Annotated in this window: 14 protein-coding genes; 1 reads left to right on the forward strand and 13 read right to left on the reverse strand. The window is 41.1% G+C overall.

Annotated elements, in window-relative coordinates:
• Positions 1-330: 330 nt before the first annotated feature.
• From KCX82_RS10680 to KCX82_RS10710, 7 genes are all read right to left on the reverse strand, one after another.
• A complete protein-coding gene (locus KCX82_RS10680) occupies positions 331-1,062 on the reverse strand; it encodes a sensor histidine kinase (protein WP_227018455.1) in 732 nt (243 codons plus the stop codon).
• 14 nt (positions 1,063-1,076) lie between these two features.
• On the reverse strand, positions 1,077-1,826 hold the full coding sequence (locus tag KCX82_RS10685) for a LytR/AlgR family response regulator transcription factor (protein ID WP_227018456.1): 750 nt from the start codon (positions 1,824-1,826) through the stop codon (positions 1,077-1,079).
• Positions 1,827-1,875: 49 nt separating this feature from the next.
• Positions 1,876-2,211 carry a DUF6054 family protein gene (locus KCX82_RS10690; RefSeq protein ID WP_227018457.1) on the reverse strand — a complete coding sequence of 112 codons (336 nt, stop codon included), beginning with the start codon at positions 2,209-2,211 and terminating at the stop codon, positions 1,876-1,878.
• Positions 2,212-2,250: 39 nt separating this feature from the next.
• Positions 2,251-2,763 (reverse strand): hypothetical protein, encoded by a 513-nt coding sequence (locus KCX82_RS10695; RefSeq protein WP_227018458.1) that lies wholly within the window; start codon positions 2,761-2,763, stop codon positions 2,251-2,253.
• Between the two features lie 74 nt (positions 2,764-2,837).
• The gene (locus KCX82_RS10700; RefSeq protein ID WP_227018459.1) at positions 2,838-3,278 is read right to left on the reverse strand and encodes a hypothetical protein; all 441 of its coding nucleotides are present in this window, start codon (positions 3,276-3,278) and stop codon (positions 2,838-2,840) included.
• Between the two features lie 202 nt (positions 3,279-3,480).
• The gene (locus tag KCX82_RS10705) at positions 3,481-4,242 is read right to left on the reverse strand and encodes a DUF4367 domain-containing protein (protein WP_227018460.1); all 762 of its coding nucleotides are present in this window, start codon (positions 4,240-4,242) and stop codon (positions 3,481-3,483) included.
• Positions 4,235-4,792 carry an RNA polymerase sigma factor gene (locus KCX82_RS10710; RefSeq protein ID WP_227018461.1) on the reverse strand — a complete coding sequence of 186 codons (558 nt, stop codon included), beginning with the start codon at positions 4,790-4,792 and terminating at the stop codon, positions 4,235-4,237. The genes KCX82_RS10705 and KCX82_RS10710 overlap by 8 nt, the downstream gene beginning before the upstream one ends.
• A gap of 165 nt (positions 4,793-4,957) precedes the next feature.
• Between KCX82_RS10710 and KCX82_RS10715 the strand changes: the two genes are divergently transcribed.
• Positions 4,958-6,109: a S8 family peptidase gene (locus KCX82_RS10715; protein WP_227018462.1), complete on the forward strand. Its 1,152-nt coding sequence runs from the start codon at positions 4,958-4,960 to the stop codon at positions 6,107-6,109.
• Here KCX82_RS10715 and KCX82_RS10720 read toward each other — a convergent pair.
• The 6 genes from KCX82_RS10720 to rplI all read right to left on the reverse strand — a co-directional run bounded on the left by KCX82_RS10720 (position 6,104) and on the right by rplI (position 13,309).
• Complete coding sequence (locus tag KCX82_RS10720; protein ID WP_227018463.1) at positions 6,104-8,464, reverse strand: LysM peptidoglycan-binding domain-containing M23 family metallopeptidase; 2,361 nt, start codon at positions 8,462-8,464, stop codon at positions 6,104-6,106. The two genes, KCX82_RS10715 and KCX82_RS10720, sit on opposite strands and share 6 nt — an antisense overlap.
• Positions 8,465-8,561: 97 nt before the next feature.
• Complete coding sequence (locus KCX82_RS10725; RefSeq protein WP_227018464.1) at positions 8,562-9,830, reverse strand: DnaD domain protein; 1,269 nt, start codon at positions 9,828-9,830, stop codon at positions 8,562-8,564.
• A 57-nt stretch (positions 9,831-9,887) separates the two neighbouring features.
• Entirely contained in the window at positions 9,888-11,171 is a 1,284-nt protein-coding gene (locus tag KCX82_RS10730) for an adenylosuccinate synthase (RefSeq protein ID WP_227018465.1), read from the reverse strand.
• Positions 11,172-11,279: 108 nt separating this feature from the next.
• The gene (locus tag KCX82_RS10735; protein WP_227018466.1) at positions 11,280-11,486 is read right to left on the reverse strand and encodes a DUF1858 domain-containing protein; all 207 of its coding nucleotides are present in this window, start codon (positions 11,484-11,486) and stop codon (positions 11,280-11,282) included.
• A gap of 10 nt (positions 11,487-11,496) precedes the next feature.
• Positions 11,497-12,834, reverse strand: coding sequence for a replicative DNA helicase (gene dnaB / locus KCX82_RS10740; RefSeq protein ID WP_227018467.1), 1,338 nt, complete (start codon positions 12,832-12,834; stop codon positions 11,497-11,499).
• Positions 12,835-12,865: 31 nt separating this feature from the next.
• Positions 12,866-13,309, reverse strand: coding sequence for a 50S ribosomal protein L9 (rplI, locus tag KCX82_RS10745; protein ID WP_227018468.1), 444 nt, complete (start codon positions 13,307-13,309; stop codon positions 12,866-12,868).
• Positions 13,310-13,317 lie beyond the last annotated feature (8 nt).

Genomic DNA, 13,317 nt, shown 5'->3' on the forward strand with positions numbered 1-13,317 from the left:
GAGTTTGTTAAAAATGTATTTAATGTACTAAGTTGACTAGCGGAAATGTCTACGGAAATTGAATACCGATCTATAGAAGTGTAAGAGATCTCTTACCTCTATCCTAACCTTCCAGATTATAATTCAATCCTTTATGCGCGAAACGGCAAATACGTGTCCAAAACGTTATTTTTGTACGTTTCATGCACGTATTTGCCGTTTCGCGCACGAATTATTACTTTTCTTCTCAATATCTGCTAAAATGAGTTGGCTTATGGGGTATGGGGGTTCATCCTTCGGACATACATCCAATACCGACAAATTTAAAAAGGGGTTTTTCATAAAATAGAATCATGGCAGGCTAAGAGCGAAAACAAGCATATTTTCTTGAAGATAAACATCCAGGCTTCCATGGTATCTGTTTACAATTGTTTGTATATTGGAAACTCCATATCCCCGTTGCTTTCCCTTTGTTGAATAGCCGATTTTACCAAAATTAATAATGGCAGCCTGGTCAAAATCTTCTGTTACAGCATTGATAACTTCAATGCTGTTCTTGCTTATCTTTAAGAAAACCTGCCGTTCCGGCACCGGCAATGCCGCTACTGCTTCAAAAGCGTTATTAATCATATTTACAATTAACTCGACCAGATCAAAAGGTGAAACGGAATACTGCGGGAATGGCTCTTCTATTAAACATTCGAATTGAATGCTCTCTTTGTCCGCCTGTAATTTCTTTCGGTATAGCATTGCTGCCACCATGCTGTCGTCACAAAGAAGAGGAGCATTCGTTCTCTTTTTCTCATCTAAGATTCTTTCTCCATAATCGATAATTGCCGCTGCAAGGTCCTCCATTTTTTTGGACTGAGCCAGTCCCATCATGACATTGATTTGATTGGCAAATTCATGCTGTCTTGCTGAGAACTGATGTACCAAAGCTTCCAGATATTCTCCGTATTCCTGATGGATCTGCCTATTAGATTTCGCTTTTTTTCTGTAGAATAAGTTGAATAACAAAAGGAGATTGAAGACGATACTGAAAAAGAGAAACGACATAAGAAAAAAAGTCAGATACGTTGGCATGGCTTTTACCCCTTTTACTTCATAATCAACCGATAAATATTATCGTAATAAGTACTGCTGATCTGACAATATAGGTTTGATCTATAACCAAATCCAGCATACCACAACCGTCTGGTAATATTCGTGATAGATTTTACATTTTTTATATTAATTGCAAATGACTTATGGCAGCGTAAGAAGGAATGGCTGTTGGCAGCGCGTATAATATCGTCTATTGACATTTTAATATCTGTAAAGGTTTGTTGCTTTGTATGCAGCAGCAAACCTCTTCCTTGCCTTTCCGCATATAAAATATCATCGAGATTCACAAGCATTAAATCCTCTTTTGTTTCCAGTAACACCATTTTCTTTCTCTCTCGAGTCTGCAGATGGTGGAATCGCTCTTTTTGAAGATTCAATTCCTGAAGCAAAGGCCCCACCGCATGTTTGAAAGATTCCAAGGTATAAGGTTTTTCAATATACTCATAATGATGATACTTTTTATGGATACTGAGTTGATTTGCCCGATACCCGGTGATAAATACAATAGGAGTCAGCTTGTAATTAGCGTTTTGTCTGATTTCCTGGGCAATTTGAAACCCATTGATACCAGGGAGATCAACATCTACAAAAAAACTATCAATGAACCTCTGATTCATCAGAACAAAGGCCTCTTCCCCGTTATATGCCTTCATAATATTACAATTTCCCAGAGTCTCATTGATTGCATTACAGCAATAGTCCGATTCATCAGGATGATCTTCAATTACTAAAATGTTCAGCATCTTTTCGCCCTTCAATAAATTGACCCTTCCTGTAAATATATCTGGGTTCTTAACTAATTTGGTTTATTGCTCTCTCTACTACCGATACGAAGTCCTCTTCCGCACCCCAGGAGAAATTGAATAGGGTTCCGGTACTTCCTCCTGCACCGATTGCACAAACCATAACAGTAGATCCATGTCCGATGACGGAAACTGTGAGGCTTGCCCTATTGGAGGACCTCATATAATATTTATCGTAGACCATCACAATGGTCTTTACATCCTGAACATCATATTGACATTGGTCGATTAGCTGAATGCTCATAGCGGACTTCATAATAATATCATGCAGCCTGTTCACGACATCATCAAAATCTCCTGATATGATTCTTTGAAACATTGCCATTTTCTTTACTCCTTTTCCTCAATTAGTGTGATGATTTGTTTAAAACTGAGATTGCAGCCATTTCTGCTCCATTTCCTGATATTTTAAGGAAAGGGTTACCGCCTGCCCTCGAGACTTTGCCGGAAAAGCAAGGATGATCCCATACTCATCATCTCCTTGCGGGTCTGGTTTGTCCGGAGTTTGGATTATAATCTCACTCATGTCTTCCTTTGCAAAGATTCCGCCATAGTCATTTAGTTCTCCCTTTGTGTCCCGGGAGTATAAATTGGCATAATTTCTATCTTTTTCAAAAATCAGAGTAAAAGTTTCATCCTTTATAGTGAAAGAGGGACTTTCCAGATAAATTTTTCCTACATATCGCCTATTTCCATTATATAACTTATTTACCCATCCGTCGAATCGAAGAACGATTTCTTCGGCATAGGCCGAATCCTTCTGATTATATTCAATCCCTGTCAATTGCGTCTCTATTTTATGAGGCCACACATAATGAACGTAGCAAGCCAGCGCCAGGATGATGATGATACCAGCAACCTTAAACCCAATATTCATTTTTGATTCTCCTGCATTGCTCTCTATTTATTTTTGTTCAGAAAGAGTCTACCGATATCCAAACAAACCGTTTTTTAATAAGTTAGATAGATTGTTCCGCTATTGATCGTATCCACCAGAGTGCTGCCGTTATAGCACTTGATCGTTGTGGTCATTTGATAAGTTCCTCTGGCCGGCAGAGTGCAAGATTTACTGAAGTAGATGCGCCCATCTCCGGATAGATATGCGGTACTTGACCAGCTTTTCACCAGGGTGCCGTTATCTTTCTTTACATTGACGGAAAACGTAGCCTTTGTAATTTTTCCTTGGTAGGGAACGACAGAAATGTCCGCATACGCAGTGCTTCCTTCATTATAAAAATTATAGTTTACCTGTGAAACGCCGATAAAGTAGGGAGTAATCCCTGTGTTGCCGATCTTTATGATGTTTGGTTCATCCATGGATGCAAATGCAGTGATTGGCAAAGATAATACCATAGCAATAGAAATAACGGCCGCAAAGAATTTTTTTGACATAAAAAACACCTCCTTATAATCTTATATATTAAGACCCTTCGGGGAGATATTTTGTGACCGTTATTTTAAAAAAATTTTAATGAATTTTAAAAATTTTAAATCATTCTCCAGGGTATTATATTTTTCTATAATGCTCATTTTATACCTTGTATGATATATTCATAAGTTTATAATCATACTTTTCCTTTCTTTTAAAGATTGTTTATGGATTCCGCTCTAGATAAACAATACTTTCCGCCACCTTTATGATTTCGTTCAGCTCCAGTTCGCCGGATAAAGTAAACACCATACCGTTCTGCTGCCAAAGCAAACTGGTAGTTCCATACCTGCTCCACCAATGCCCCTGATTATCATGAATCAGTATATCGCCGGATTCCTCTGCTTCATTGTCAACTTGTATGCTGGTGCCATTATCTCTAATAGAGATTTGATCGAGTCTTATCATTTTCCCTGACTCATCCGTGAAAACAAATGTTTTTGTACGGCCGAATTCACTTGTGGAGTTCAGAATATACCCTTCCGGCAAATATTCAGGATACCACAATGGATTCCAATCCTTGGGTATTTCAGCGGATTCCCCCGAGTTCACTTCAATAGGAGTAATTTCAATATATTCCGGTTCTTCGTGAAATAATAAATCAAATATCCGAAGCCTGATAGCATCGACATTATAGACCAGAGCAGTGCCTACCAGGACCAGCGCCAACAAAATGCAGGCGCAGATTTTGGCAGTTCTTTTCAGCAGGAGATTCCTTTTTCTCGTGTGATCCTTCTTTTCAAAATCCCTGATAACGCTTCTCAGACGTTGTTCCAATTCCTCCGGGATTTTTACATCCGCCATTTCTTTTTCTATACTATCAAATTCTTCTACAAATTCTTTTTCAATACAACTGCCCACGTAGGAAAGAAAAGCGGTGCTTCTGGCTTCAATCATCTTCCTGTATTCTTCACTGTTTTTATCCATTTGCTTTCTCTCCTTTCTCTTCACGACCCATTATCTGCTTCAGCTTTTTTCTGGTACGGGACAATCTTTTTCGTACCACTTCATTTGTCGTTTTCAATACCCCGGCAATCATATCGTTTGAGTAATCCTTATGATATTTCAAATATAGGATGAGTTGATCGTCATAATTCAGCTTTTTAATATAGTACTGCATATCCATATCGGTTCCGATATTCGCAAAATATTCATCCACGAAAAACCCATCTACTATATAAGACCTTTCTTCCAGGGAATTTGTGACCTGTTTTATTTTTTTTCTTTGATTATATAGATCTAATGCTGTATTTTTTGTAATGATATACAAATAACTTTTTGTTTGATTGGATTCGACTATTTGAATTTCCTCCAAATTATTCAAGACTTTTACCAGGCTGATCTGCACGGAATCCTCAGCCAAATAATGATCTTTTAGTACTTTATAAGAAAGCAAATACATGTTTTTATAATACAGGTTATGTATCTTTTCAATTTTTCTCTCCTCATCTGTTGTTAAGGCACCTAGTATCAGCATTTTCTACTCCTTCCGCCAGAGAAAAACTCCGGTATCTATTAGAGGCGTTTTTTTCAAAAAATGTTGCAAAAAATTAAAAAAAGTTTAACTAAAAGTTTAAACTTTTTCTCCGCTCACTCTCCCAAGCACTGCTTCATATTATGAGAGCAAGGGAAGTGATTAACTATGAATTTAAGTAATGGGGAACTAACCCCTGTGATTATATATTCAAAACGCACCATCGGAGAGATAAGGGACTGCATTGCTGAAAATTACGGGAAAATAAAGTATGAGCTCCCATTCATCAATGCGGTTTCCGTTGAGATTCCAAAAGAAAAATTAATAAAGTTGGCCCAAAACAAAGCGGTTGCTTCTATCAGTGAAGATGCGATTGTCTCCAAGACACCCATCTATCCTTCTTCGAAAACCGTTAGCTCTGCAAGCTTCAGTCCTGCAGATTTTGAACCGGCCGCTTTCAATTGCGCGGAAAGAGGAAAAGGTGTAGGAGTCGCCGTAATCGATACCGGCGTGACGCCTCACTACGATTTAATAAAGCCGGAAAATAGAATTATTGCATTCAAGGATTTAATTGGAAATAAAGAGACCCCCTATGACGATGATGGGCACGGTACCCATGTATGTGGAATCATTGCAGGAAACGGATATACCTCATTGAAATTTATGGGAACAGCTCCATGTGCAAACATCATTGCTATCAAGGCGCTTGATGATAACGGAAACGGCACTGAGTCGGATATTCTTGCCGCTCTGCAATGGAGCATTAATCACAGGCACATTTATAATATCAGGGTTATTAATCTGTCTTTAGGAATTAAAATTGAATCACCTTATGATGACGACCCTCTTGTCAGAGGTGCCAATGCTGCGGTACGGCATGGGATTTCCGTGATAACGGCTGCAGGAAACAATGGTCCGGGAAAATGCACCATAAATTCTCCGGGAGTCAGTCCCTACGTCATTACCGTTGGCGCTGCAGACCTTACCCAGGCCGATTCATTAGGAGGCATTAAGGTTGCTAATTTTTCAAGTCGCGGACCGACATTAGCTGGAGATATCAAGCCGGATCTGATAGCACCGGGAGTTGAAATTCCTTCTCTGGACGGAAAAAATCCGAAGGGATATGCCGTTCAGTCCGGAACTTCCATGGCAGCTCCGGTGGTTAGCGGGGCTGCTGCCTGCCTGTATGCCATGAGGCCCCGATTGACACCTTCACAAGTCAAAAGGATATTAATACAGGATGCGTTACCTATAAAAAATGAAAACCGCAATGCACAAGGCCGCGGTCTTCTAAATTATAAAGTATTTTTAAACTTATAGATAGTTTAACGGATTTTTTGTTTTGCCGTTAACATGTACTTCAAAGTGCAGATGTGGCCCGGTACTTCTGCCGGTATTCCCTACATTGGCAATATGCTGTCCCTGATACACCTTGTCACCAGTTTTTACAAATAACTTGCTGCAATGTCCATATACGGTTACTTTTCCTCCGCCATGGTCTATTTTTACACAATAGCCGAGAGCTCCGTTATAACCTGCCGCAATTACGGTTCCGCCATCTGCGGCTTTAATCTTGGTTCCCGTAGGCGCAGCCAGGTCGATTCCTGCATGGAGTCTCCCCCATCGGGTGCCGTATCTGGAGGTAAGGGTTCCTCTTATCGGATAGATGAAGGTTCCTGTTCCAATGAGCGGCGGCGGATCTTTGGTACCTTGCAGTACCACCTGGGAAGCAGGCTGAGAAAGAATTGTGGAGTTTAGCTCCACTCTTTCCGTTTCAAGACCGTTACTTCGTATAATTTGAGCTACGACTTCTCTTTCGCCGTTAACACCTTTGGACTTGACCGTCTGCTCACCTTTATACAGATTACTTGTACTTTCATAGGCTATTTCGAAAGGAATAGCCTCTTTATATGTAGCCACTTCCACGGTTTTTACCGTAGCTACCGGTACGGCCTGTGTCAGGCAGATTTCCTGATCGATCTGGAGCTTTTCCGGTATTACATCCGGATTGGAAGCTCTGAGTTCGCTCTGCTTCATGCCGTATATCTTGGCGATTTCAGAAAAGGTTTCACCGGACTGAACCCGATGAATCTTCTTCTCTGTGGCACCGGTAAGCATATATTCTATTACATCATCTTTTCTTTGAATATTTCCAAGCTTCGTCTCAATGTCTTCAACGACAACATTCTCAGCAAAGCCGACACTTTCGTATCGGATGCCTTCATCCTTTTTCACATAAAGGCTTTTGATTTCATCCAGGATCTCCCTGGCGCTTTTTACACTGTCAAGAACCGCTACCAGCTTGCCGTCTACATAGATACCATGCCCGTTGGCCTTCATATCCTTCATATAAGTCAGCCTGTTGAGAATATCTTCCTTATCATCCAAATCCTGATGAAAAGCAATCACTTTATTAAAAGTAATATCCTTTTCTTTGTCTATGGTAATTTCCGCATCGTATTCATAACTAAGCTTATCACCGATAATATCGATGGTCTTATATACATCTTCCTGATTTTTTACAACTCCAAGGGTCTTGCCGTTATAGACATACTCGTAAGCCGTCATATTCCCGACCACTAGCATAGCTATGGCTGAAACAGCGACGAAAGCTCCAAATTGCATCAGAACCTTCTTTTTGTTATGTTCTGCATAGTCTCTTACGCAGTCGAATCTGTAACACCCTGCTTTTGCCACGCTGCAGGTTTTACACAGGAATTTATCATTTTGGGCATCCAGGAAGGTAATAAAGCGGAACATCTTCTCCGAAGCCGCTTTTTCCTTTTCCGAAAGGGAAAGAAACAGGGGCTTTGTCTTTTTATCCAATTCCCATTTCCCTGCAATCTCTTTTGCTCCGGCTAGTATCACTTTTCCTTTGCTTCTTCCTTTATCATATAAGATTGCCACTTTGGGCAGCAGGTTTAATTCCAAATAATTTGCTATGTTATGATAAAGAATCAGAATTTTTCTTCCTATTATCCCAAAAAATAGAAATACCTTGTCAATGGCAGAATCGATGGTTGTACTGACCACTTTTTCGTTTTTGCAAGGCTCTTCCGGTTGTACTGCCTCTATTGTTTCGTCTATTGTCAATTCCGTTTGTGCAACTTCACTATTTTCGTTTTTTATAAACTCGGTCGGGGCTTCCTCAGTCTTCAACTCCATCATGGCGATTTGCCCTGCCAGGGGCTCCGTAATTGTTTCAATCTGCATCTGTTCCTCTTCCTCAAAGGGAAAGGATTCCGGCTGTATCATATCAAAAACGGATCCGGTTTTGAAGCTTCCGAATACCCCCTGCTCTGTTATCAGGGTCTCTTCTTCTTTATGCAAAGATCTTTCCTTTCTTCTGGTCCTTCTCTCATTGATTCTCTCAGCTGCTTTCGCTCGCTGTCTTTCTCTTTCCTGAAGATCAAGTTTCAGTTCAGGCATCTGCAGTTGAGAAACCTTTTCAATTTTTTCATCTATGAGCTTCGCAAGCTCTGCTTTTGCTTGTTCCCTATTAAGTCCTGACAAGTTCAGGTGAGAAATAGGGCTATGAGCCTCGCCCATATCCCTGAGTTCCATACCATCTTCGACAGTTGTTGCTTTCTTGGCTGCAATCTTTTTTACTTTTTCAAAGGTATCATTCCATATCGTAACCAGATGTTCTTTATTCCAGTTCGTGCTTTTCGTCATATGCGTCCTCCCGGCCATTTTGCAATGGGGTACTTTTCATATGTTGCCATGTTCTATACTGTTATCATATCAAGTATACTCTTTTTGGGGGCTGTTTTCAATCCATTTTTTGCATGTCCGACAGCTTGTCAACGAAGCAGCTGCACCGCTCCCCTGTATCTTGTATCCCCGTATCTTTACACAGGGGACAAGTATACACCATATCCATATAATCGATTTTGAAATTATTTTCAGTCATTAAGAAGGCTTTTTCTTCATTCAGCCTATCCACTTTTACTTTCATGTCCCGAATTTTATTTTTTGCATCCCCGGCTCCCGAAAGCATGATACGGGAGATCTGTAATCCTATACCTCTGGCTTCCTCTTCAATTTCCTTTACTCTTGGTATTTTTTGATAAACCTCCGTACGTCTTGCTTCAGCCCGGGTTTCATTTTCTGCTCTTAATTCTTCATAATATTTCAATATATTTGCGATTTGGTTCGGTTTTCCGCTGCTGTCTGCCTTTACGGTCTTCTTATCCCCGCCGCTCCATGCTTTCAGTATGCTGTTTATGTAATTGATATTCGGATTGGAAATCCCGCTGGTTTTCTTGCAGGCATCCAGCACTTTATCAATGCCGAATCCCATCTCATCGAACCAGACATCCATAATCCTCTTTTCCTCTTCCGTAGCGTTTCGCATAAAGCCCAGCGCCCGCAGCACCCTCTTATACAAGTAGTGCCTGTTATCCGTTTCCTCCAGATAATCCTCTATTTGTTCAAGGGTCTTTAGGCCCTGATTTACCCATTCCTTTACGACTGCCGCGACATATTTATGATTGCTGCGATTTTTCTTTTTCACACAGTATGAGTATGCATAAATCACCATTTCCGGTGTGGCATTGTAATCCGTAATCCAGGATAAAATCTCAGCAGGCTCTTTTCCTTCAAAGAGCCTACCGATGATTCTTTCTATTTCGCTGTACATATTTCTGATCACATCGTTATCCATTTGTTCTTTCAGGTGACTCGGAATTTTGCCTTCAGCTTTTTTTTCTTTTACCTTTTGGCCGTATACAAGCTCCTTCAGGTTAATAAATTCCACTTGGTATCGAAATTTATCTCCGGCTTTTTCATAATTCTTTCGGATAACACCCTTACTTTCCCAGTAGCTCCACGCCTTTAGCACATCTTCATCAGCCATGGATAGATGCTTTGCAATGGTATCATTGGACATAAGCATATCAAAATCAGCGTACATCAAAGCAAACAAATACACCTTGACATAATCCCCCGGAGCATCTGTCATGTATTCATTGATAAATATGTTTTCCACACTGGTATCTCTTAAATAATAATCCTTGATACGCTCTTTTCTAAAATTCATCTTACATCCTTTAATTCTGTTTTATTCAATCAAATGAAGCTATGTTCATTTGCAACATTAAAATAACTGTTCTCTGATAATGGTCTGATCTCTTCTTGGGCCTACCGATACGATTTTAACAGGAACCCCTGTGGTATCTTCGATGGCCTTGATATAAGCCTTTGTTTCTTCCGGCAGCTCTTCATAGGTTTTGCAGCTTGAAATATCACTCTTCCAGCCGGCAAGTTCCCTGTAAACAGGTTTGCATTCTTCAAGCAGTTCCAGTCTGGCCGGGAAGTGATCCACTCTTTCTCCATTATAGTCATAATGGGTGCAAAGCTTAATGGTATCGAAGTCTCCAAGCACATCCAGCAGCATCAGGGCAATACCCGTCATACCGTTAATCCTTGCAGAGTATTTCACCACCACCGCGTCAAACCAACCGCAACGTCTTGGTCTTCCTGTGGTTACCCCATACTCATGTCCCAGTTCCCGTATTTTATTTCCTGTTTCATTATCCTCTTCCGTTACAAAGGGCCCCTTGCCTACTCGTGTTGTATAAGCCTTGGTGATCCCAAGAACCTCTTGGATGGTTCCTGCCCCGATTCCCGATCCGGTGGTAAAGCCGCCTGAAGTAGGATGGGAACTTGTAACATAAGGATAGGTTCCAAGATCTACGTCAAGAAGTGAGCCCTGGGCCCCTTCAAAGAGAACCTTCTGCCCTTTCTGCAGGCTTTCATAAACCATAACGCCGGTATCCCTGATGTATGGCTTTAAGCGATTGGCATACGCTACATATTTTTCGATCATCGCTTCTTTATCCATTGGTTCTTCATTAAAAAGCTTTATGATAATTTCATTTTTCTTATCGATCTGAGCGGATAATTTTTCTCTGAAGACTTTCTCGTCCAGCATATCGCAGGTACGGATTCCGCTTCTTTCAATCTTGTCCATGTAGCATGGTCCAATACCTTTTTTGGTTGTCCCGATATCATCCTTCCCTCTGGCCGCTTCATAAAGGCCATCCAGAATTTTGTGATAGGGGAAAACCAGATGAGCCCTGTCACTGACAAAAATACTCTCCGTATCGACACCGTCTTTTTTCAGTTCTTCAATTTCATTGAAAAAGCCTTCCACGTCAAAGACTACACCGTTGCCGACAATATTCACGGCTCCTTTATTCAGCACTCCTGACGGAATCAAATGAAGGGCGTATTTTTTATCGTCAATAACTACCGTATGGCCGGCATTATTTCCTCCCTGGCCTCTGACTACCATATCTGCTTTCTCTGCTAGATAGTCAATTATTTTGCCTTTTCCTTCGTCTCCCCATTGAGAGCCAACGATTGCTAAACCTGGCATGTGATCACTCCTTTTTTCAGACAGCATATATTGCCTGTACTACTAAAATAAACTTACCATTATTTATTCTTTAGCTTGCCCAATTTGCTAGGGAAATTGTCGGCAAACTTACAGATTTCTACCGCTTAAATAGTCATTTAAATCCGAAATTAATTTTTGAAGGTCGATGCCATGTCCTTCTGCAGCTTCCTTCAGGCTTTCATTTCGAGCACCGGGACAACCCTGACAGTACAATCCATGAAAGAGCAAGACCTCAGAAATTTCGGGGTCCATATCCAGGATATCGTTTAGCAGCATGGCTTCCGTAATCTTCATAACAACCCTCCTATCGGTCACTGATACGGCTTTTATCAACAAATCTGGTATATTTGCCAAGCCAGGTGAGTTCAACATTTCCTGTGGGTCCGCTTCTCTGCTTTGCTATGATTACTTCGCAAATATTCGGCTTTTCTGTAGTCTCCGGGTTATAATATTCATCTCTGTATAAAAACATGACAATATCCGCATCCTGCTCAATGGAACCGGATTCCCTCAAGTCCGACAGGATCGGCCTGTGGTCCGTTCTTTGCTCCACCGCGCGGGAAAGCTGGGATAATACGATAACCGGACAGTCCATCTCTCTTGCAAGCAGCTTTAAAAATCTCGAAAGGGATGAAATTTCCTGCTGTCTGCTCTCTGACCTTCCTTCGTAAGACATCAGCTGAAGATAATCTATCACAACAAGGTCGAGGCCATGTTCCGCCTTCAGCCTTCTGCATTTGTTTTTAATTTCCATGGCTGTAATGCCAGGCGTGTCATCTATGTAAATACTGGTTTTAGAAAGGGTATCAAGGGCAATGTGAATCTGATCCCAGTCCTGTCTTTCTAGGCTTCCTGTTTTGAGCTTCTGCATCTCTATTCTGGATTCCATGCTCAAAAGCCTTTGGCCCAATTGTTCCTTGGACATCTCGAGGCTGAAAATCAGAACCTTTGCTTTTCCTTTGATAGCCGCCTGCTGTGCGATATTCAACGCAAAGGCAGTCTTCCCCATAGCGGGCCTTGCAGCCAGCATGATCAAATCCGACTTTTGCAGCCCTGAAGTTTTTGCATCCAAATCGATAAAACCGGTGGTCAGTCCTGTAATGTTACCCTCCAGCTTTGACATTTCATCAATCTTTGCAATATTGCTCCAGAGAACGTCCTTAAGGATCTGAAAATCCTTGGTCTGCTTTGACTGAGCAATCTCAAAAATACCTCTTTCCGCATAGTCCAAAACCTCTTCGGATTGCATCTTTTCCTGGTAGCCCTTTTCGATAATATCTGATGCCGTATTGATCAGCCGTCTCAGTACCGCCTTTTCCCCGATAATTTTCGCATATTGCACCGCATTTGAGGTGGAAGGAACGATGGTGGAAAGCAAGGCAATATAGGCCCTTCCCCCTACCATTTCCAGTGTTTTTCTCTTCTTCAGTTCTTCCGACACCGTGAGGGTATCAACGGGTTCGTTTTTTCTGTACAGTTCTATAATTGCCTGATAGATTTCTTTATGCATATCGTTATAGAACTCTTCTGCTTTCAAAATTTCCAGAACATCATACAGAGCATCCTTGTCCAGCAGGATAGAACCTAACACCGATTTTTCCGCATCGTCATTATGTGGCGGAATTCTTTCATATTGGCTCATTTTTCTGTCCTCTCAGATCATTTACTCCATTCTAAACAGAGACGGTTACCTTAAGCTTTGCCGTAACTTCAGGATAAATTTTGATTTCCACTTCAAAATCCCCGGTATGCTTAATGGGATTATCCAGGACGAACTTTCTTTTATCTATGCTGATCTGATGCTGTTTTTCCAGAGCTTCCGAAATATCCTTGGAGGTGATAGATCCGAATAATTTTCCTCCTTCTCCGGATTTTGTCTGAATGGTCACCTTCTTATCACCTATTTTTTCCGCTAAAGCTTTTGCTTCAGCCAATTCCTGTTGTCGTTTTTCTTCTTTTAATGCCTTCTGTTTTTCAAGGTTTCTGACATTTCCTTCTGTTGCTTCCGTAGCAAGTCCTTTCGGCAGCAGTAAATTTCGGGCATACCCGTCGCTGACTTTTACAACGTCACCAGCTTTACCCACGCCTTTTACATCTTTTACCAATATCACTATCATGAAACGTA

Source organism: Sinanaerobacter chloroacetimidivorans (assembly GCF_018128545.1).
Classification (GTDB): domain Bacteria; phylum Bacillota; class Clostridia; order Peptostreptococcales; family Anaerovoracaceae; genus Sinanaerobacter; species Sinanaerobacter chloroacetimidivorans.

What these genes read in the sequence shown, in the direction of transcription:
- KCX82_RS10705 (WP_227018460.1), bottom strand. Translation starts at nt 4,242, where the DNA reads ATGGATAAAAACAGTGAAGAATACAGGAAGATGATTGAAGCCAGAAGC.
- KCX82_RS10730 (WP_227018465.1), bottom strand. Translation starts at nt 11,171, where the DNA reads ATGCCAGGTTTAGCAATCGTTGGCTCTCAATGGGGAGACGAAGGAAAA.
- rplI (WP_227018468.1), bottom strand. Translation starts at nt 13,309, where the DNA reads ATGATAGTGATATTGGTAAAAGATGTAAAAGGCGTGGGTAAAGCTGGT.
- KCX82_RS10715 (WP_227018462.1), top strand. Translation starts at nt 4,958, where the DNA reads ATGAATTTAAGTAATGGGGAACTAACCCCTGTGATTATATATTCAAAA.
- KCX82_RS10685 (WP_227018456.1), bottom strand. Translation starts at nt 1,826, where the DNA reads ATGCTGAACATTTTAGTAATTGAAGATCATCCTGATGAATCGGACTAT.
- KCX82_RS10720 (WP_227018463.1), bottom strand. Translation starts at nt 8,464, where the DNA reads ATGACGAAAAGCACGAACTGGAATAAAGAACATCTGGTTACGATATGG.
- dnaB (WP_227018467.1), bottom strand. Translation starts at nt 12,834, where the DNA reads ATGAGCCAATATGAAAGAATTCCGCCACATAATGACGATGCGGAAAAA.
- KCX82_RS10695 (WP_227018458.1), bottom strand. Translation starts at nt 2,763, where the DNA reads ATGAATATTGGGTTTAAGGTTGCTGGTATCATCATCATCCTGGCGCTG.
- KCX82_RS10680 (WP_227018455.1), bottom strand. Translation starts at nt 1,062, where the DNA reads ATGCCAACGTATCTGACTTTTTTTCTTATGTCGTTTCTCTTTTTCAGT.
- KCX82_RS10690 (WP_227018457.1), bottom strand. Translation starts at nt 2,211, where the DNA reads ATGGCAATGTTTCAAAGAATCATATCAGGAGATTTTGATGATGTCGTG.
- KCX82_RS10735 (WP_227018466.1), bottom strand. Translation starts at nt 11,486, where the DNA reads ATGAAGATTACGGAAGCCATGCTGCTAAACGATATCCTGGATATGGAC.
- KCX82_RS10700 (WP_227018459.1), bottom strand. Translation starts at nt 3,278, where the DNA reads ATGTCAAAAAAATTCTTTGCGGCCGTTATTTCTATTGCTATGGTATTA.
- KCX82_RS10710 (WP_227018461.1), bottom strand. Translation starts at nt 4,792, where the DNA reads ATGCTGATACTAGGTGCCTTAACAACAGATGAGGAGAGAAAAATTGAA.
- KCX82_RS10725 (WP_227018464.1), bottom strand. Translation starts at nt 9,830, where the DNA reads ATGAATTTTAGAAAAGAGCGTATCAAGGATTATTATTTAAGAGATACC.